Genomic DNA, 17901 nt, shown 5'->3' on the forward strand with positions numbered 1-17901 from the left:
TTTCGTCTGCCCGGGAACTTTCCGGACCCCCGCGCACGTACGATTACCGGCTGGATCCAGACACCGAGATGCAGCGGGGGTGCCCGGGTCCCGCTTCTATACGGGGAGTTGTATGCGTCACTTTGGGCATCTTGCGCCCGACATCCGGAAGACCCTGTTCCATAAGGAGCCGGTGGAATTCACCGCCGACTCCCCGGCCCGCACGCTCGCAGCCGCCCTCGGTGCCACGCTCTACAGCCCCGCCACCCGTCCCCGCCTCGCCGCCGACGTTCTCAAGCAGGCCGCCCGCGGCGTCACGTCCATGGTGCTCTGCCTCGAAGACTCCATAGGCGACGGCGACGTGGCGGCCGGCGAGGAGAACCTCGTCCGGCAGCTCGGCCTGCTCGACGAGGCGGCCGACCGTGGCGAGGACCTCCCGCTGCTCTTCGTCCGCGTCCGCGAACCGGCCCAAATGCCGGACCTGGTGCGCCGGATGGGACCAGCCGTGCGCAGGCTGTCCGGATTCGTACTTCCCAAGTTCACCGCAGAGAGCGGCCAGCTCTTCCTGGAGGCGCTGGCCCTCGCCGAATCCGCCTGCGGGCGGCGGCTGTTCGCGATGCCGGTGCTGGAATCCCCGCAACTGCTCCACCTGGAGAGCCGCGCCGCCACCCTGGCGGGCATCGCCCGTACCGTCGAGGCCCACCGCGACCGGGTGCTCGCGCTGCGCCTCGGCGTCACCGACTTCTGCTCCGCCTACGGCCTGCGCCGGGCCCCCGACATGACGGCGTACGACGTGCAGATCGTCGCCTCGGTGATCGCCGACGTGGTCAACGTCCTCGGCCGCGCGGACGGCACCGGCTTCACCATCACCGGCCCGGTGTGGGAGTACTTCCGGCTGCACGAGCGGATGTTCAAGCCGCAGCTGCGCCGCAGCCCGTTCCTGGGGCAGGCCGAGGAACTGCGCACCACCCTGATCGAGCACGACATGGACGGCCTGCTGCGCGAGATCGAACTCGACCGCGCCAACGGCCTGACGGGCAAGACCTGCATCCACCCCTCGCACGTCGCCCCGGTGCACGCCCTGTCCGTCGTCAGCCACGAGGAGTACAGCGACGCCACCGACATCCTGCGGCCGGAGCGCGACGATGGCGGAGTGCTGCGTTCCGCTTACACCAACAAGATGAACGAGGTGAAGCCGCACCGGGCCTGGGCCGAGCGGACGCTGCTGCGCGCCGAGGCGTTCGGCGTGGCCCGCGAGGACATCGGCTTCGTGGAACTGCTCACCGCGAGCCTCCAACCGGCCTGAGCACGACGGCCCGACAGGAACCCCGACCACCGCGAGAACGACGGCAAGAGCACTGGCATGAACGACGGCATGGACACGACGACGGAGGAGACACGGCACGTGGTGTGGACGGGAGAGTGGGTCGCCGGACGGCTCGGCGTCGCGCTGAGCGGCGGGGACGAGCTGCCGGAACTGCTCGGGCTGGCGCTCCGGCGCAACCCCAAGCGGGCCCATCTGCTGGTCTCCAACGTGCTCGGCAAGCACGTACCGCAGCGCCCGGACGTGGTGCACGGCGCCGGCGTCGGGCTGGGCCGCCGGGTGCGCGCACTGCTCGGTGACGCGGACGCCGCCCGTGCCGTCGTCCTCGGATACGCCGAAACCGCCACCGGGCTAGGCCACTCGGTCGCCGACGGGCTGGCGCTCGCGCCGTACCTGCACTCCACCCGCCGCCCGGTCCCCGGTGTGCCGCACGCCGCCGGCTTCGAGGAGGAGCACAGCCACGCCACCGCGCACCTGCTGCTCCCCGAGGACCGCACCCTGCTCGCCGGCGACGGCCCCCTGGTCCTGGTCGACGACGAGTTCTCCACCGGGCGCACGGTCCTGAACACCATTGCGGCGCTGCACGCCCGCCACCCGCGGAAGCGGTACGTCGTCGTCGCCCTGGTGGACATGCGCTCCGCAGCGGACCGCGGGCGGCTCGCGGAGTTCGCCGCCGACCTGGGCGCCCGCGTCGACCTGGTCGCCCTGGCCAGCGGCGGCGTCCAACTGCCCGACGACGTCCTGGACCGCGGCCGGGAACTGGTTGCCGCCCACGAGGAGCCGCCCACGTCCCCCGTGAACGGCGCGGCCCCGCGCCCGGAAGCGGTACGCATCGACCTCGGCTGGCCCACCGGGCTGCCCGACGGCGGACGGCACGGCTTCACCCCCGCCCACCGCGCGCTCCTGGAGGAACGACTGCCCGCCATGGCCGCCCGGATCGCGGCGCACCTGGGCGACGCCCGCCGCATCCTTGTCCTCGGCAACGAGGAGCTGATGTACGCCCCGCTGCGCCTGGCCGGCGCCCTGGACGCGCGGGTCGCCGGGACCGGCGGGACGGTCCGCTTCTCGACCACCACCCGCTCCCCGGTGCTCGCCGTGGACGACCCCGGCTACGCCATCCGCACCCGGCTGGCGTTCCCCGCCCACGACCACCCCGCGGACGGACCGGGGGAGCGCTACGCGTACAACGTCGCGCCCGGAAGCGACCCGGAGCGCCGCTTTGACGCCGTCGTCGCGGTCGTCGACTCCGCCGGCGACCGCCCTGAACTCCACGCCCCCGGCGGCCTCTTGGACCGGCTCGCCGCCCACACCGACCGGCTGCTGCTGGCCGTCGTCCCCGCCCACACCCCGCGCGGCGCGCTCCCCGGCCCGCTGCGCGGCCCCGCCTTCTCCTCCTACGCCCCCGACGAGGTCGGCTGGCTGCTCCAGGACCTGTCCGACGTCACGTTGGAGGCGCCCACCGAGGAGCGCGAGGAGGCGATCCAGCGCGGCGGCGCCCACTACGCGGAGTCGCTGCCGGTCGAGTACCAGCCCAGCGAGGGGTACCAGGAGCTGTTCCACGCCGCGCTGCGCACCTCCGCCGACCGGATCGCCCGCGCCGTCGGGACCGTCACCGAGACCGTCCTCGCCGAACGGAGCCCCCGCCCCGTTCTGGTCTCGCTGGCCCGGGCCGGCACCCCCGTCGGCATCCTGATGCGCCGCTGGGCCGCGTACGCCCACGGCCTGGACCTGCCGCACTACGCCGTCTCCATCGTCCGCGGCCGGGGCATCGACACCACCGCCCTGCGCTGGCTCGCCGCCCACCACGACCCGGCGGACGTGGTCTTCGTGGACGGCTGGACGGGCAAGGGCGCCATCACCCGCGAACTCGCCGGGACGCTGGCGGGGCTCACCGAGTTCCCCGACTTCGACCCGCGGATCGCGGTGCTCGCCGACCCCGGCGGCTGCGTCGAGACCTACGGCACCCGCGACGACTTCCTCATCCCGTCCGCCTGCCTGAACTCCACCGTCTCCGGACTGATCTCGCGCACCGTGCTCCGCGCCGACCTGGTCGGACCGGACGACTTCCACGGCGCCAAGTTCTACCGCGAACTGGCCGGCGGCGACCTCTCGGCGACGTTCCTGGACACCGTCGCCGCCCGCTTCGACGCGGTCGCCGACACCGTCGCCGCCGACGTACGGGAACTGGCCGCCACCGACCGCACCCCGACCTGGGCGGGCTGGGCGGCCGTCGAGCGGATCAGCGTGGAGTACGGCATCCACGACATCAACCTCGTCAAACCCGGCGTCGGCGAGACCACCCGGGTCCTGCTCCGCCGGGTCCCCTGGCGGATCCTCGCCCGGCGCGGCGCCGGCAGCGACCTCGACCACGTCCGACTGCTGGCCGAGCAACGCGGCGTGCCCGTCGAAGAGGTCGACGAACTCCCCTACACCTGCGTCGGGTTGATCCACCCCCGCTTCACCCGCGGGGCCACCGGCGCGGACGGAAAGGCGGTGGCCTCCTGATGACCACCCCCGCACCGCTGGTCGCCAGCGACCTCGACCGCACCCTGATCTACTCGTCCGCCGCGCTGTACCTGTCCGTGCCGGACGCGGCGGCCCCCCGGCTGCTCTGCGTCGAGGTCTACGAGGGCCGGCCGCTCTCCTATATGACCGAGACGGCCGCCGCGCTGCTCACCGAACTGGCCGGCCGCACCACCTTCGTACCGGCCACCACCCGCACCCGCGCGCAGTACCAGCGCATCCACCTCCCCGGCCCGCCACCGGAGTTCGCGGTCTGCGCCAACGGCGGCCACCTGCTGGTCCGGGGCGAGTCCGACCCGGACTGGCAGCGCACCGTCGCCGCCCGGCTCGCCGCCCAGTGCGCACCGCTCGCCGAGCTCCGCGCGCACCTGGTCCGCACCGCCGACCCGGCCTGGCTGCGCTCGGAACGCACCGCCGAGGACCTCTTCGCCTACCTCGTCGTGGAGCGGTCACTGCTGCCGGAGACCTGGGTGAAGGACCTGGCCGCATGGGCGGAGCCGCGCGGCTGGACGGTCTCCCTCCAGGGCCGCAAGATCTACGCCGTCCCCAAGCCGCTCACCAAGAGCGCCGCGGTCGCCGAGGTGGCCCGCCGCACCGGCGCCACCGGGCTCCTCGCGGCCGGTGACTCGTTGCTCGACACCGACCTGCTGCTGGCCGCGGACCGCGGCTGGCGGCCGGGCCACGGCGAACTGGCCGACACCGGCTGGCGGGCCCCGCACGTCACCGCGCTCCGCGAGCGGGGGGTGGCCGCCGGCGAGGTGATCGCCCGCGCCTTCCTGGCCGGCGCCACGGAACCGGGGCGCGTCTGATGACGCGGCCCAGTCGCCGGCAATAGGCTGCCGGCGACTGGGAGGAGAGTCCGTGGCCGAGCCCAAGAGCGCCCCGCTCACACCGGAGCTGTACGACTACGTGTTGGCGCACAACCCCCCGCTGGACCCCGCACTTCAGGACCTCGCGGAGCGCACCCGCGAACGGTTCCCCGAGGCGGCGGGGATGCTCTCGGCGCCCGAGCAGGCGTCGCTACTGGCCTTCCTGGTCCGCCTGACCGGGGCCCGGCATGTGGTCGAGGTGGGCACGTTCACCGGCTTCGCCACCCTCGCCATGGCCCGCGCGCTGCCCGCCGGCGGAACGCTGACCGCCTGCGACGTCTCCGAGGAGTGGACCGCCTACGGCCGGGAAGCCTGGGCGAAGGCCGGGGTCGCGGACCGGATCCGGCTGCGGATCGCCCCCGCGCTGGAGACCCTGAGGGGGATGCCGGCCGAGCCGCACATCGACCTGGTCTACCTCGACGCCGACAAGGGCGGCTACATCGCCTACTGGGAGGAACTGGTGCCGCGGCTGCGGCCTGGTGGCCTGCTCGTCGCCGACAACGTCCTGTACCACGGTGACGTCACCGACCCCGCGGCGACCGGACCGGCCCTGGCGATCCGGGAGTTCAACGACCACGTCCTGGAGGACGCGCGGATGGAGGCGGTGCTGCTCACCGTGGCGGACGGGGTGACGCTGGCCCGCAAACGGTAGCCGGCGGGCCGGGGCCGCGGTCAGCCGCAGCAGCCGCCCCCGCAGCAGCCGCCGCCCCCGCCGCGCGGGGCGGCCGACGGGCCGGGGGTGGACGCGGTCCCTTCCCCAAGCTCTCGGCTCCGTTCGACCAGGGGAGACCCCATTACGGCGACGGTGGAGAGCAGCTTCACGGTGTCCTGGTGGCCCTCCGGGCAGGAGGCCGGGGCGGACGACTCGGCCATCGGCCGGTTCAGCTCGAAGGTGGTCCCGCAGGGGCGGCAGCGGTATTCGTAACGGGGCATGGCCACAGATTAGGGCCTGCCCGCCCGGCCCGACCCACCGGACGGGCCCCCGCCGCGCCCCCGCTCAGCGCACCACGGTGCCCGGCGGCGCGCCCAGCAGGTCCAGCTCCGCGCGGGTCGGCGCGCCCTCCCAGTCGCCTACGGAGGCGGCCGCGAACGCGCCGGTGGTGGCCGCCCGCGCCAGCCGCCCGGTGAGGTCCGCGCCGTCCAGCAGCGCCGAGAGGTAGCCCGCGGTGAAGGCGTCGCCGGCGCCCACCGGGTCCACCGCCCGGACCGGGACGGCGGGTTGGTGGCGGGGACCACCGTCCCCGGCGTAGGCCGTCGCGCCGTCCGCGCCGTGCGTCACCACCACCTCGCGGACCCCCAGGGCCAGCAGCCGGGCCGCGTCCTCGTCGGTGCCGCCGGCCGGTCCGGGCAGGCACAGCGACAGCTCGTCGTCGGAGGCGATCAGCACGTCCACGAAGGGGAGCCAGTCCCGCAGCACCTCGGTGGCCTCGGCGGCAGTCCACAGCCGGGCGCGGAAGTTGACGTCCAGGCAGACGAGCGTGGCGTGCCGGCGGGCCAGGCGGAGCGCGTGCCCGGCCGTCGCGCGGGCCACCGGGCCCAACGCCGGGGTGATGCCGGTCAGGTGCAGTACGCGCGGCGGGGCGGCGGCGAAGGCCCGGTCGACGGCGGCCGCCGCGGGCCGGGAGCCGGCCGAGCCGGTGCGGTAGTAGTGCACCCGGGTGACCTCCGGCAGCCGCGGCTCGAAGAGGATCAGGCCGGTGGGCGCGGCCGGATCGCCGGTGGCGCCGGACACCTCGACGCCCTCGGCCCGCAGCGTCCGCAGCACCAGTTCCCCCGCCTCGTCCGCGCCGACCGTGCCGGTCCAGTGGACGCGGTGGCCGAGCCGGGCCAGGCCGATCGCGACGTTGCTCTCCGCGCCGGCGACCGAGACCCGTAGCGTGCCGCCGAGCTTCAGGGGGCCGCTGCCGCGCAGCGCCACCATGGTCTCGCCGAAGGTGAGCACGTCGGGGCGGGCGGGTGCGGCTGGTGCCCCGGTGCCGGCCGGTATGCCCGTGCCGTCCTGTGCGGTGGCGTCCATCTGTCCCCCCTGGGTCGTGCGAATGGCGCGTGCGCGCCACCCTGCCATGCGGTACTCGCGCCATGCGGTGGTGCTTCTGCCATGTGGTGCGTCCGCGGCCCGTGTTGCCCCGCCGTCGCCGGTGGGGTCTCGTCGCCGTTTTGGATCCGTCACCATTCGGCTTGGATCCGTCACCATTCGGCGAACGCGCCGTCCTCGTACCGCCAGACCGGGTTCCGCCAGGTGTGCCCGCCCGCCGCGTCCGCCGCGCGGACCGCCGCTTCGTCCACCTCCACCCCGAGTCCCGGGCGGTCGGTCCGCAGCAGTGCGCCGCGGTCGAAGCGGAACGGCGCGGCATCGACGACGTAGTCCAGCAGTTCGGCGTCCTGGTGGTAGTGGATGCCCAGGGACTGCTCCTGGATGAGGAAGTTCGGGGTGGTGAAGGCCACTTGGAGGCTGGCGGCGAGGGCGACCGGGCCGAGCGGGCAGTGCGGGGCGAGATGGGCCCCGTAGGTCTCCGCCAGGGCGGCGATCCGGCGTAGCTCGGAGATCCCGCCGGCGTGCGAGACGTCGGGCTGCACGACCGCGACCCCGGCCTGGAGCGGAGCCAGGAATTCACGGCGGGTGTAGAGACGTTCACCGAGTGCGAGCGGAATGCCGGACGCGTCGACGAGGCCGGGGAGGGCCTGTAGGTGGTCGGGGAGGACGGGCTCCTCGACGAACATCGGCGCGTGTTCCGCCAGCAGCGGCAGCAGCCGGCGGGCAGTGGAAGGGGAGGCGCGGCCATGGAAATCGAGGGCGAAGTCCCGTTCGTCGCCGAGGACTTCACGGGCGGTCTCGGCGCGCCGCAGGCAGGCGCGCACCTCGGCGCGGGTGGCCAGCGGGGACATCCGCCCGCAGCCGTTCATCTTGACGGCGGTGAAGCCCGCCTCGACCTGCTCGGCCAGCGCGTCCCGGATCTCCGCCGGCTCGTCGCCGCCGACCCAGGCGTAGGCCCGCACCCGGTCGCGGACCGGTCCGCCCAGCAGTTGGTGGACGGGGAGCCCGCAGTGCTTCCCCTTGATGTCCCACAGCGCCTGGTCCAGGCCGGCGACGGCGGAGGAGAGCACCGGCCCGCCGCGGTAGAAGCCCCCCTTGGTCAGCACCTGCCAGTGGTCCTCGATGCGCGCCGGGTCCTGCCCGAGCAGGTATTCCGCCAGCACTGCCACCGCCGCCCGGACCGGCTCGGCCCGCCCCTCGACCACCGGCTCGCCCCAGCCCACCACACCCTGGTCGGTCTCCACCCGGACGAACAGCCAGCGCGGCGGGGCGAGGAAGGTCTCGATGCGGGTGATCTTCAGGGAGTCGGCCATGGCGCGGGGACCGTCCTTCCGTCGCGGTGTCCGTCGAGCGGCGTCCACCCCTCCCCCTACCCGCGCCCGGCGGCCCCGGCCCCTCCCCGACCGGCCCTGCCCCCGCCCCGCCCTACGGATGCTCGCGCGCCGACTTGTCGAGCAGTTCCAGCATCGCCATGTACGCCCCGTCCACGTCCCGGTCCCGGACGGCCTCGGCCACCGCCGCGTGCACGGCGTGCGGATGCGCAAAGGCGCCGCCGGAGGCGTACACCTCCCGGCCGCGCTGGATGATCACGGGCACGATCACCCGGTGCATCTGCGCGTAGAAGCGGTTGTTGGAGGCGAGCAGCATCGCGGTGTGGAAGGAGGCGTCGGCGCGGATCAGCAGCACGGGATCGTCCTCGGTCGCGGACATCGCGCTCAGTGCGGCGCTGAGGGCTTCGAGGTCGTCGTCGGTACGGCGCTCCGCGGCCAGGGCGGAGGCCGCCGGCTCGATGGACCGGCGGAGTTCGAGCACGTCGGCGAAGAAGTCGGACGAGGCACCGGCCGCCAGCTTCCAGCGCAACACGTCGGAGTCGAGGAGGTTCCACTCCTCACGGGGGCGGACGTAGGTGCCGTGGTTCTGACGGGTGGCGAGCAGCCCCTTGGCGGTCAGCACCTTCACCGCCTCGCGCAGCACGGTCTGACTGACGTCCAGTTCCGCCACCAGCTCCGGCACGGCGAGGACGTCCCCCTCGCCGTAACCGCCCTCGCAGATCCGCTTGGCGAGCGCCTCGACAGCCGCTCCGTGCCGCCCGTGACCCGCGTACGAGGTGGGATTCCCCAACTGCCCCATGGTCGCTCCCAGGTACCCGGTACTCCCGTGCTGCCCCCGTACTCCTTATACCCGCGCCCCGGCACCCCGACCGTGGTGCGCCGCCGCCCCGCAGCCGTCAGGGCGCACCGAGCACACGACCCCACCTCGGCACGCCCTGCCGTCCTGCCGCCCTGCCGTCCGGCTCACCACTCCCTACCGCTCGGTGCGCCCCCGCTCGTCACGACTCCTCCCGCGCGTCACAACTCCTCGGAGCTGCCGGCCGGAGGCGCTCCGCCGGGGCCCGCGCCCTTCTCCGCGCTCATCGTCCTCGTACCCGTACCCGTCCCTGGGCCCGTCCCCGTACCCGTACCCGCTTCGGCGTGCGCGCCGGTGTGCCGGGGGTGCGGGCCGGTGACGCTGGTGCCGGGACCGAGCGAGCCGAGCCCACCGTGCCAGGCGCCCTGCATCCGCACCCGCGCCGACTGCCGCCCGGCCGTCATCCCGGACACCGGGTGCAGCTCCCCGCGCTCGAAGCGCTCGGCCTCCTCCGGGTGCCGGGCGCGCCAGTAGGGGTTGTCGTGCGAAAGACCGCCGCTGACCCGCCCGTACATCCCGAACACCAGCAGCAACAGCCCCACCACGAAGCTGAAGAGCACGTTCTGGATCTTGAAGGCGAGGAAGTTGGAGTCGGTCTGTAGCAGCCCGAGGTTCACGAAACCGCTCAGCAGGAACAGCCCGCCGAGCACGATGTTGAGGGTGGAGGCGAAATTCCCGCCGATCACCATCCCGGCGAAGAGCAGCGCACCGACGACGATCGAGAGCACGCTCAGCGCACCGTTGGTGTTCAGCCCGGCCGCGGTCGAACCGCCGGTGTCGAAGAACCCGATGTTGTGGGTCAGGCCGAGGATGCCGAACGCGAGCAGCACCAGCCCCATCACGCCCGCGCCGATGCGGTAGACCTGGCTCAGCCGGTGATCCACGGGCAGGTGTTCGTTGATCTGGGTGCGCCGCCGCTTGAACCGGCGGAGGGGGTTCGCGGGCTTGTGCAGCACCTGACCAGGTGCACCGGTAGCAGCCATATCCGGCCTCCTTCGCACAGACGAGCCGCCTGGGCCGTACTCACTCCAGAACTCCAGCATCCGCCACGGGGGCATTTCATGCCATTGCGGGCAGTGGGGCAGTGGGGTGGGGGAGTGGCGAGGTGTGCGGGAGTGGTTGGGGGAGGGGTGGGGGAATGGCGGGGTGCGCGTGAGCGGTGGGGCCGGGTGAAGCCATCGCGGGAGGGAGCCGGGCCCGACCACCGACTACCGGCCCCCGGACCCGGGCCCACGGCGGTACTGCCTGCCCCCGTACGGTCCCTCGGCCGTACCGCCCCACGGCCGTACTGCCGGCCCCACGGCCGTACCGTCCTACGGGGGCCCACAGCCCTAAGGGGGTCGACGCCCCACCGCAGTCACCGACCGCCCGTGGCCCCGCCCCGCGCGTCCCGGATCTCCTGCACCACCCGGGCCGCCGCCTCCCGCACCGCCTCGGTCTCGGTCAGGAAGTGCCACCAGTCCGGATGCCGCCCCTCCAGGCCCGCGACCGCCCGGTCCAGCCGCGCCACCGCCTCGTCCAGCGGCCCGGCGTGCCGGGGGTCGGGCGTGCTGCGCCCCGCCATCGCCAGCCGTTGTGCGTCCCGGATTGCGAAGCGGGTCCGCTCGACCTCCTGCTGCCGGTCGGCCGCCACCGCGTCCAGCCGCCGCAACCGGTCGCCGGCCGCCGACACCGCCTCGTCGGTGGTGTTGAGCAGCGCCCGTACCGTCGCCAGCCGGCTGGTGGCATCCGCCCAACGCTGCTCCGCGCGGGCCTTCCCGGCCTCCTGGAGAGCGGCCCGCGCCTGCCCGACGGAGTCCACTGCCTGCTCCGGCACCTTCTGGAGGTCCTGCCAGCATGCCGCGCTGTACCGCCGCCGCAGTTCACTGAGGACCGGGGCGACCTGCTGGGCACGGGTGGTGATGGCCTCCGCGCGGGTCCGTAGCGACACCAGCCGCTTGTCGATCTCCGCGGCGGTCGCCGGCAGCCGCTCCGCCTCCGACCGGATCGCCCCGGCCTGCCGCTGCACCTCCTCCGCACGCTGGATCGTGCCCGGTACGCCGTGCTGCCCGGCCCCTTGGTTCAGCTTGGTCAGCTCCGGCCCGAGCGCCGCCAACCGGGCCGCGAGGTCGTCCGCCCGCAGGCCCTGCCCCCGGACGGCGTCCAGCCCGTTGCTCGCCGCCAGCAGCGCCTGCCGGGCCTGCTCCACGGCCGGGGCCACCCGCGCCAGCTGGGTCTCGGCGTTCTGCAACAGCGGCGTGAGGCTCTGCGCGAACCAGTCCAGCTCCCCGCGGACCCGCTCCAGCTCTTCCCGGGCCCGGGTCAGATCGGCCCGCGCCCGCGTCAGCGCGGCACCGTCGACGTCGTCCCGATCGAGATCATGGGAGTCGACCGCGGTGATGTACCCCTGGCTGACCTGGTCGATCCGCTGCCCGAAGCTCTCGTACTCCGCCGCGGCCTGCCGGGCCCGCTGGGAATCGTCGACGGCCGTGATCGTCTCCACCGAGATCCGCAGGTCCCGATGGGCGGTGTCGAGCTCGTAGAACGCCGCCGCCGCGGCATCCTTGGCGGCCTGCGCATCGGCCCGCTGACTCTCCCCGCGCCCGAACCAGCGCCGGGTGCCGCCCCCGGCGAACGCCATCGGCGCCACCGCCGCCAGCAGCGGCAACGGCAGCAGGACGAGCCCCACCACGTCCAGGGCCGCCTGGCGGACCTGGCCCCCGCGGGTGCGACGGCGGATCTCCCGCCCGGACGGCCGCGGCTGCGGCTGCATATGTGTCGCCGTCACATCCCTCTCCCGATCGGATCGCCCCAGGACCGTCTGACATTCTCCCACCCACCCCAACGAACATCCCGACCGGTGAGTTCACGACCACCGCGTCCACGCCCATTCACCGGCCCGAACCCCCCGACCCACAGGCGAACGCTGTGCCGTTCCACCCCCGGCCCGGGTTTGCGGTCCCGGCCCTACGGCAAGGTAGTCTGTCGGCTCGACCAGGGCGCATAGCTCAGCGGTAGAGCGCTGCTCTTACAAAGCAGATGTCGGCGGTTCAAATCCGTCTGTGCCCACCAGTTTCACCAGTGCCGATCACGTCAAAGGCCCAGGCCACCCCCGCAGGGGGAGCCTGGGCCTTCGTCGTGGCTCCCGACCTGAGCGCGGTCTCGCACGGTCTGTGCACGGGGTGAGCCCTCAAGAGCACCTCCAAGATTCCTCCCAAACGATCACGCACCTCCCAAGTGATCACGAGAAGGCTGCAGGTCACCCCTAGCTAGTACTCCAGTGAGAAATCGCTGCCTGAGCTGGTTGGTCTGGAGTGCCAGCAGCCATGGCCTGGTGCATCGGCTCCCTGGTGCCCTCCCTTTCCTCGCACCCGTATTAGCTGGGTGTTAGTGGCGTGGCAGCGTAGCGATAGTGGCCGTGATCAAAGTGGGTGTCGTACGGAGGAGAGACCGACACCGACTTCCCGGGGGGAATCCGAAATGAGCTCCACCACCACTGCCCGCACCGTTCGTCGCCGCACCCTGCGCGTTGCCGCCGCGGCCCTGACCGCGGCCGCCGCGTTTTCCCTGACCGCCTGCTCCGGCTCGGACGCCGCCGCTTCCAAGCCCGGGGGGCAGTCGGGCACGGGCGTGGCCTCCGAGGCCAGCGGTGCGGGCTCCTCCGAGGCCAGTGGCGCGGGTAACTCCGCCGGGGCGCAGGGCGCCGATGCCCAGGCAGGTCACGCGAAGTCGGGCTCCGGCGACGGTGCCGCGTCCCGTGCCGGCTCCGGCGGCGCCGCCTCGTCCCGTGCCCACTCCGGGAGCGGTGCGGCGAAGGGCGGGGGGAAGAGCAAGTTCTGCCGCACGAACGACCTGGTCATGGAGGCCGTGGACAGCTCGCCCGACCAGAAGACGGGCGAGGTGACCGTTCAGATGACCAACAAGGGCGGGAGCACCTGCTCGGCGACGGGCTTCGCGGGTGTGGACTTGAAGGACCTCGATGGGACCTCCGCCCCTGTCCACCGCGGCGGTGAGCAGCCCCGCATCACCGATCTGAAGCCTGGTGACACCGCCACCTTCAGCATCTCGTACACGGTCGACTTCAGTGGCGACAGTCTCGCGTCCCCGACCGACATCATCGTGACGCCGCCGAACGAGACCCACAGCGTGTCCCTGAAGTGGCCCGCGGAGGCGCTGAAGCTGGCCGGCCCGTACGACGAGAAGATCCAGGTCCACCCGGTCGGCATCGCTAACTGAGCACCGCGAAGACCCCCGCGGAACCGGCCCGCCACCCGCGCGAACACCGACTCCAGCTCGGCCGCCCACAGACCGGCCTCATCCGCCCCACCATGCCCTGAACATGCCCTGAACAACTGCACCGGGCCCGCAGGCGGTGAGCAGAAAACTGCCTAACCGTGATCTCCGAATGCCTGCGGCACCGCCAACGGCGACGCCCCCGTTCTCGCCCTCGGGCGGACAGGAACGGGGCGCCGTGTCCGGTGGCAACCCCACCGATGCTGGCTGACTCGGGCCAGAGCGTTGCGGGTTAGTGCTGTTCGGGCTTCGGCGCGGGGTCGGTGACGAGGAAGCCTCGCAACGGCCGTTCGGCCTCACTGCCCATCGCGATCTTGGCGGTTCTCAAGGAGAGTTCGCGGCCACCGAGATCAGGTCACCGTCCGGTGGCCCCCACAGGTCCAGGTCCACGCCGTAGCCGGCCTCATCGATCAATGCCGTGGTGTGATCGATGGCGTCGTGGTTGTAGCGGGTCGGATCAGACGCCTCGGGCCGCTGGTGCACGAACGTGCCGAGGCTCCGGCACAGTTCGGCGTAGGTCGGCGGGTGCAGAATCAGGGCGTGCCAACCGGCGTCAACTATGCGCGTCGGGACCAGGCGCGCGTCGGGGAACTGGGCGCAGGCAGCGACGAACGCCGGGGCCTCGCCCGGATCGCCGCGGCGCCGTCCGCTTCAACGTCGGGGTTATCGGTCTGGATGGTGGCGCACACAGCATCGACCTGCTGAGGCGACCAGCAGCAGACCAGGGATGACGTGCAGTCCGGTCTCCTCCGACACCTTGCGGTGGAGCGCCGCGAGGGCCGACTCGCCTCCGACGGCGCACCCGCCCACATGCGTCCGAGGCGCCACTGCCGAGGCCAACGAACGCATACGTGACTTCATGGCCGCTCGTGTGGGTCGGGTGCTCTGGCCCGAGGGGCAAGCGGAGTACGAGCAGCTGCTTGTCACCTGGGCCAACTCCCGCCATCCCCAGCCCAATCCGAGCTGAAACGAATCGTCCGCCCTGCCGAAACCGGGCGGGGCCTGGAGACGGTAGCCGGCGGGCAGGTCTGGCCGTCGCGGCCGTCCTTGCCCGCGGGCCCTGGTTCGCCCACACTGCTTGACTGGCAAAAGCCCAGCTCGCCAAGATTCCAGGCAAGACCCATTTGGCAAGAAGGCGGGGGTGGCCTCGCTCATGCGACTCCATGGACCTGCTCCCGACAACGCCAGGCCCCGCACGCGAGGGGTGCATTTATTGCACTTGTTGCATCCTGGAACGAATCGGACGGAATCGGCAGGTGATTTCGAGCCGCATCCAGCGCTGCAAATCACTCTCCATGCACCCCTAGGATCCATGCATGACCCAAGACAAGCTCGGTAAGATCCTCGGTTCAGTGGCAAAGAGAATGCGTGCCGACTTTGAACAGTCCCAGACCTTCAATCACAATGGTGAGGCTGGAACATCGCGTGAGGTAATTATCCAGGAGTTTCTTTCCGGATATCTGCCGGCTCATGTCGAGGCGGTGCATAACGTGGAAGTTATCTCAGCGAACGGTGATGTTTCACCGCAATGTGACATCGTCCTGATTGATCGCGGGACGCCGCCGTTCACGAGCCTCAACGGGTTTCGGATCATCCCCAACGAATGCGTATATGGGATGGTCGAGGTCAAGACGAAGCTGGACGGGCCTCAACTTACCGATGCCTGTAACAAGATCAGCAGGATGCGCCGGATGCCGAAGTCGGCATACCGGCCAATTTCTGGGGTGATTCCACGCTCCACCAAGGCGTATGGCAAGACTCACGACTACTTCCCGACATCGGGCATGGTCATCGCATTCGACAGTCTCAAGCTGGAGACGATCGGTAGCCATCTCGTGGAATGGTGTCGAACTCGCAATCCCGTTGAGTGGCCAGATAGCGTATGGGTGGTAGGCAAGGGGCATCTGCAGTGGGGTGACGCTCGCACTGGTTCGCTGTTCAGGTCTCCGACGGCCGGTGCATCGCTCTTCCGGATCGACGCTGACCCTGCGCAAGACATCCTTCTCCCGCTAGCGCTTCACCTCAATATTCATTTCTCTGATGCCTGGATGAATCCGCTCGACCTCGTCCCCTATTCCGGCGCTACGCCCTTGGGGCAACTTTCCGGGCATTGGAAGATCTAGGTGCGACTACGGTTGTCCCGTAATGGCTGATCTTGGTGGCATGATCTCGCCCTGCCTGGTCTGAATCATGGCGTCGGAGTCATCCTGGATAGCCCCGTTCACCGGGCTGAGCCCGCGGCAGTTCGGCAAGCTGGTCACTGCGATACAGAGCGAAGGCACGAGCCCAGTACGCAAGGGCCGACCGTGGAGCCTGCCCCTGGAGGACCAGATCCTGCCGGTAGCGGCCTACTGGCTTACGGACTTGACGCTGCGGCAGCTCGCCCCGCTGTTCGGAGCGTCGAAGTCGGCCGGTCACGGGCAACCCCAATGATTGCAAGGCGTGGGAACTTTCCGGTGCGAAGGCCGCCGTTGGCCGGGCCACGGTCATCGCGGACGGCGGCTACCGGGGTACTGGCCTGCTCATCCCGCACCGCCGTGAACGCGGCCAGACCGAACTGCCAGCTTGGAAGGAGGCGCACAACACCTCCCACCGCAAGGTCCGGACCCGCGTCGAGCACGTCTTCGCGCGGATGAAGTCCTGAAAGGCGACGGCGTTCACTCCGCCATGCTTGGCATCGCCCGACTGCACAACCTCGCCCTCACGGGATGGCTCCCGCCCCATACGCTCAGTCGATACAGAACTCGTTGCCCTCGATGTCCAGCATCGGGATGCACGCATCATTGCCGTCATACAGCGTTTGCACGTGTACCGCGCCGAGCGGGACCAGTCGTGCGCACTCGGCCTCAAGTGCGGCGAGGCGCTCTTCACCGACGAGTCCGGTGCCGACCCGCACATCAAGATGCACCCGGTTCTTGACGGCCTTCCCTTCGGGGACACGCTGGAAGTACAGTCGCGGGCCCACACCTGAGGGATCTATGCAGGCGAACCACGAATCCCGCTGCTCAGGTGGCTGCGAACGCTTGAAATCATCCCAATTGGCAAACCCCTCTGGTGGCGGCGGTACGACATACCCCAACACCTCGCACCAGAAACGAGCGAGCCGCTCAGGTTCTGCGCAGTCAAAGGTGACTTGGAACTTCTTGATCGCTGGCATCGGTGCACCGTACCGAGGGGAATTGGGACTCTGCCACTCATTTCTCCAGCGGGATCCGCCCGCAACCCCGCCGGACCCTGGGTCACCGTGGACACCAAATGATCAAACCGGACAGTCCACGAGAATGGAGCGACCCTGGCGGCGAAGCCCACCAGTGGTCCCAGGATTCAGTCCTGACCAACTACCCTCATGTCAAAGATCAGTTACGGGACAACCCTTAGGTTCGACTACGCGCAAGTTCCTCTCTGTCGTCAGCGGCGTGGCGACAGAGAGGACGTTGCGTTACTGGTCGGTCTTGGGAACTACCTCTCCGACGAAGCCTCCATCGTCCGAGCGGTACACCACCCCGACGTCATACCGATCGAGCAGGCTGTACATATCGGGAGTGGGAGCAGACGGCAGCAAAATGATGCGTTTGGGCTCACCGTCATGCCCTGGCGTCTTGACGTAGCGGCTGTAGTCCAGGATCTGTCCGAGGGCCATACGCACGTCCTCCCGGGAGTTTGATCCCTTCGCCTCGTAGAGCACGTGATCCGTCGCGTCATACAGGTCGGTACGGAGCGTCGATGTAAGCCCCTTCACCTTGATCTGGAATGCGCCGGTTTGGTGCCCGAAAGAGTCCAGGTGAGCCTTGTATGCCTGGGTCAGCTCGGCCTCATGCCGCACGGCGACTGTGGCGGCAGTGGCAGCGCGCAAACTCATCTTTGTACTGAAGGTCTCCGGGACGACAAAGGTGCCGCTGGTCTCCGCGTTGGGGGCCGCCTTCCGTGCGGTACTCCCCTTGCGTACGCGCTGCTTCGGAAGCGGAAGCGCGCCGCTAGTTGCCGGGTCTGACTGGAACATCGCCGCAGTGACTGCCCGGAACGGCACGAACTCAGCCGTAGTCTCCTGGGCCGCGGGGATCACGTCTTGTACAGCGCGCTGAACAGCACCTTCTTGGCGCAGGCGGAACACAATGACATTGCGTTCGTGGCCGTCCTCGCCATGCACCCTGCGCCATACGTACGGCTCCATGCCGTCCAGCGTGAACGTCCCGAGGTATCGGTGCGTCTTCGTATCGCTCCCGGGCAGCTTGCCCACTCGTGTGAACACTCGAAGCACCCGGTCCTGCTCCGCGTGTCGAAGAATCGCCCTGTTCCCTGAGCCGGCGACACCATCAAAGGTCTGGTCGCCGGACTTACCAGCACCGGTGTACTCGAAGACGGCTCCCAGCTCGTCTTCCTCAGCCAACCAGCCGTCGTAGTAGCCGTTCCGCTCGCCTACATCAGGGTCCGAGTAGAGGTTGACGGAATGCATGTCCTCAGAGGGACAGATCCCTCCTTGCGGGCTTCCCCCGAACGCTGCGCGAATCTCCGTACGCGTACGGACGTCACCGGGGTTGATCACCTCAACGCTAGTGGTCATGCGCTGACCCTAGATCACTCCACTGACAGTCCCATGTGAGGTGCTCAAGGGGCTAACGGGCGGTGCTGCCAGTCATGCGCGTGACTGATCCGTCGGTGCACCTGCCGTCGCGATTGACTGTCGTCGGCCCCTGCCGGGTCTCCGCCTGGGC

General features: G+C 70.7%; 15 protein-coding genes, 1 tRNA gene and 1 pseudogene. 8 read left to right on the plus strand and 9 right to left on the minus strand.

Annotated features, from left to right (window positions below):
* Window positions 1-112: 112 nt before the first annotated feature.
* The 4 genes from ACO0M4_RS26170 to ACO0M4_RS26185 all read left to right on the plus strand — a co-directional run bounded on the left by ACO0M4_RS26170 (window position 113) and on the right by ACO0M4_RS26185 (window position 5347).
* Window positions 113-1285 (plus strand): HpcH/HpaI aldolase/citrate lyase family protein, encoded by a 1173-nt coding sequence (locus tag ACO0M4_RS26170; RefSeq protein ID WP_430373351.1) that lies wholly within the window; start codon window positions 113-115, stop codon window positions 1283-1285.
* A gap of 69 nt (window positions 1286-1354) precedes the next feature.
* Window positions 1355-3808 (plus strand): phosphoribosyltransferase, encoded by a 2454-nt coding sequence (locus tag ACO0M4_RS26175; RefSeq protein WP_430373352.1) that lies wholly within the window; start codon window positions 1355-1357, stop codon window positions 3806-3808.
* Entirely contained in the window at window positions 3808-4635 is an 828-nt protein-coding gene (locus ACO0M4_RS26180) for an HAD family hydrolase (protein WP_430373353.1), read from the plus strand. Before ACO0M4_RS26175 ends, ACO0M4_RS26180 begins: the two co-directional genes overlap by 1 nt.
* A gap of 52 nt (window positions 4636-4687) precedes the next feature.
* Window positions 4688-5347, plus strand: a complete 660-nt coding sequence (locus ACO0M4_RS26185) for an O-methyltransferase (RefSeq protein ID WP_430373354.1) — start codon at window positions 4688-4690, stop codon at window positions 5345-5347.
* Between the two features lie 20 nt (window positions 5348-5367).
* Here ACO0M4_RS26185 and ACO0M4_RS26190 read toward each other — a convergent pair whose 3' ends face one another.
* The 6 genes from ACO0M4_RS26190 to ACO0M4_RS26215 form a co-directional block, all read right to left on the minus strand.
* Window positions 5368-5628 (minus strand): FmdB family zinc ribbon protein, encoded by a 261-nt coding sequence (locus ACO0M4_RS26190; RefSeq protein WP_430373355.1) that lies wholly within the window; start codon window positions 5626-5628, stop codon window positions 5368-5370.
* Window positions 5629-5692: 64 nt separating this feature from the next.
* Entirely contained in the window at window positions 5693-6712 is a 1020-nt protein-coding gene (locus ACO0M4_RS26195) for a sugar kinase (RefSeq protein ID WP_430373356.1), read from the minus strand.
* 170 nt (window positions 6713-6882) lie between these two features.
* Window positions 6883-8031, minus strand: a complete 1149-nt coding sequence (gene dgoD / locus ACO0M4_RS26200; RefSeq protein ID WP_430373938.1) for a galactonate dehydratase — start codon at window positions 8029-8031, stop codon at window positions 6883-6885.
* 124 nt (window positions 8032-8155) lie between these two features.
* Window positions 8156-8860, minus strand: a complete 705-nt coding sequence (locus ACO0M4_RS26205; protein ID WP_430373357.1) for a FadR/GntR family transcriptional regulator — start codon at window positions 8858-8860, stop codon at window positions 8156-8158.
* Window positions 8861-9078: 218 nt separating this feature from the next.
* Window positions 9079-9873 carry a DUF4383 domain-containing protein gene (locus ACO0M4_RS26210; RefSeq protein ID WP_430373939.1) on the minus strand — a complete coding sequence of 265 codons (795 nt, stop codon included), beginning with the start codon at window positions 9871-9873 and terminating at the stop codon, window positions 9079-9081.
* Between the two features lie 401 nt (window positions 9874-10274).
* Window positions 10275-11684, minus strand: coding sequence for a hypothetical protein (locus ACO0M4_RS26215; protein WP_430373358.1), 1410 nt, complete (start codon window positions 11682-11684; stop codon window positions 10275-10277).
* Window positions 11685-11893: 209 nt separating this feature from the next.
* Here ACO0M4_RS26215 and ACO0M4_RS26220 point away from each other — a divergent pair.
* Together ACO0M4_RS26220 and ACO0M4_RS26225 are read left to right on the plus strand one after the other, a co-directional pair.
* Window positions 11894-11968, plus strand: a tRNA-Val gene (locus ACO0M4_RS26220).
* Between the two features lie 408 nt (window positions 11969-12376).
* A complete protein-coding gene (locus ACO0M4_RS26225) occupies window positions 12377-13132 on the plus strand; it encodes a DUF4232 domain-containing protein (protein ID WP_430373359.1) in 756 nt (251 codons plus the stop codon).
* 381 nt (window positions 13133-13513) lie between these two features.
* Here the strand turns inward: ACO0M4_RS26225 and ACO0M4_RS26230 are convergent, their stop codons facing one another.
* The gene (locus tag ACO0M4_RS26230) at window positions 13514-13672 is read right to left on the minus strand and encodes a hypothetical protein (protein ID WP_430373360.1); all 159 of its coding nucleotides are present in this window, start codon (window positions 13670-13672) and stop codon (window positions 13514-13516) included.
* An 833-nt stretch (window positions 13673-14505) separates the two neighbouring features.
* On the opposite strand from ACO0M4_RS26230, the gene ACO0M4_RS26235 reads away from it, so the two are divergent.
* Window positions 14506-15312 (plus strand): DUF6602 domain-containing protein, encoded by an 807-nt coding sequence (locus ACO0M4_RS26235; protein WP_430373361.1) that lies wholly within the window; start codon window positions 14506-14508, stop codon window positions 15310-15312.
* A gap of 67 nt (window positions 15313-15379) precedes the next feature.
* Window positions 15380-15898: pseudogene (locus ACO0M4_RS26240) on the plus strand (transposase); the annotation flags it as partial.
* A 19-nt stretch (window positions 15899-15917) separates the two neighbouring features.
* On the opposite strand, the gene ACO0M4_RS26245 reads toward ACO0M4_RS26240, so the two are convergent.
* Both ACO0M4_RS26245 and ACO0M4_RS26250 read right to left on the minus strand, forming a co-directional pair.
* The gene (locus ACO0M4_RS26245; protein ID WP_430373362.1) at window positions 15918-16346 is read right to left on the minus strand and encodes a VOC family protein; all 429 of its coding nucleotides are present in this window, start codon (window positions 16344-16346) and stop codon (window positions 15918-15920) included.
* A 282-nt stretch (window positions 16347-16628) separates the two neighbouring features.
* Window positions 16629-17750 (minus strand): hypothetical protein, encoded by a 1122-nt coding sequence (locus ACO0M4_RS26250; RefSeq protein WP_430373363.1) that lies wholly within the window; start codon window positions 17748-17750, stop codon window positions 16629-16631.
* Window positions 17751-17901 lie beyond the last annotated feature (151 nt).

It is taken from the genome of Streptomyces sp. RGM 3693 (assembly GCF_050471125.1).
In the GTDB taxonomy this organism is placed as follows: Bacteria; Actinomycetota; Actinomycetes; order Streptomycetales; family Streptomycetaceae; genus Streptomyces.

Coding starts and splice junctions, on each gene's coding strand:
- ACO0M4_RS26170 (WP_430373351.1), top strand. CDS start 113: ATGCGTCACTTTGGGCATCTTGCGCCCGACATCCGGAAGACCCTGTTC.
- ACO0M4_RS26175 (WP_430373352.1), top strand. CDS start 1,355: ATGGACACGACGACGGAGGAGACACGGCACGTGGTGTGGACGGGAGAG.
- ACO0M4_RS26180 (WP_430373353.1), top strand. CDS start 3,808: ATGACCACCCCCGCACCGCTGGTCGCCAGCGACCTCGACCGCACCCTG.
- ACO0M4_RS26190 (WP_430373355.1), bottom strand. CDS start 5,628: ATGCCCCGTTACGAATACCGCTGCCGCCCCTGCGGGACCACCTTCGAG.
- ACO0M4_RS26195 (WP_430373356.1), bottom strand. CDS start 6,712: ATGGACGCCACCGCACAGGACGGCACGGGCATACCGGCCGGCACCGGG.
- ACO0M4_RS26205 (WP_430373357.1), bottom strand. CDS start 8,860: ATGGGGCAGTTGGGGAATCCCACCTCGTACGCGGGTCACGGGCGGCAC.
- ACO0M4_RS26225 (WP_430373359.1), top strand. CDS start 12,377: ATGAGCTCCACCACCACTGCCCGCACCGTTCGTCGCCGCACCCTGCGC.
- ACO0M4_RS26235 (WP_430373361.1), top strand. CDS start 14,506: ATGACCCAAGACAAGCTCGGTAAGATCCTCGGTTCAGTGGCAAAGAGA.
- ACO0M4_RS26245 (WP_430373362.1), bottom strand. CDS start 16,346: ATGCCAGCGATCAAGAAGTTCCAAGTCACCTTTGACTGCGCAGAACCT.
- ACO0M4_RS26250 (WP_430373363.1), bottom strand. CDS start 17,750: ATGACCACTAGCGTTGAGGTGATCAACCCCGGTGACGTCCGTACGCGT.